General features: G+C 55.4%; 1 protein-coding gene. It reads right to left on the reverse strand.

Features of this window, described 5'->3' with window-relative positions:
• Positions 1–106 precede the first annotated feature (106 nt).
• Entirely contained in the window at positions 107–535 is a 429-nt protein-coding gene (locus tag MOV76_RS40210; protein WP_064820026.1) for a hypothetical protein, read from the reverse strand.
• Between the last annotated feature and the right edge of the window lie 79 nt (positions 536–614).

Below are 614 nucleotides of genomic sequence, written 5' to 3' on the forward strand. Positions count from 1 at the left end.
ATGCACGTGAACAAGCCGTCCGGACCAGGGATGCCACGGATACAGAAGCTCGCGAACCTCGGTCCCGTGGGTGTTCTGTCGTCGTGTTGTACAATGAGGAAAGACCTCATGGTGCGATCGGCAACAAGGCGCCGATCTCGTTGGTGAATTCGGGAGGCGCAACCAGCCCGCCTCCCTGAATGAAGCCGGAAAACTCTAGCATCCGGTGGTCCAACGTTTGGGAGCGGTTCAAGACCGCCGAGGCTCTAATCGCCGTCAGCGGCAGGTCAGGATCGAAAGCTTCAACATTTTTCGATTGGGAGCTGGGTGCGATTGTCTCCAGTTTTCGGATCCGTTGTCCTGCTGATAGTCGCGGTCGACCTAGCGGTGCAAGTGATGCCATCACGACACCGTCTGTCGGCTTTGTCTGATCGGCGACATTAGGTTTGTTTGGCAGTTTCCTGTGGTGGTTCGGAGTAACTTTCTGAAACCCAACCAAAAAGATCTTTCCTTCGGCTCGATCGGCCCACATGGCACGGGTTTTGAAGATTGCCATGCGAGGCGGCGCGAGCTGCCTGCCTTTTACTCAGCGATGGATGGAACGAAAGAAGGAAGGCGATATGGTAGATTTGCGT

The organism is Rhizobium sp. PRIMUS64 (assembly GCF_023006465.1).
GTDB lineage: Bacteria > Pseudomonadota > Alphaproteobacteria > Rhizobiales > Rhizobiaceae > Rhizobium > Rhizobium leguminosarum.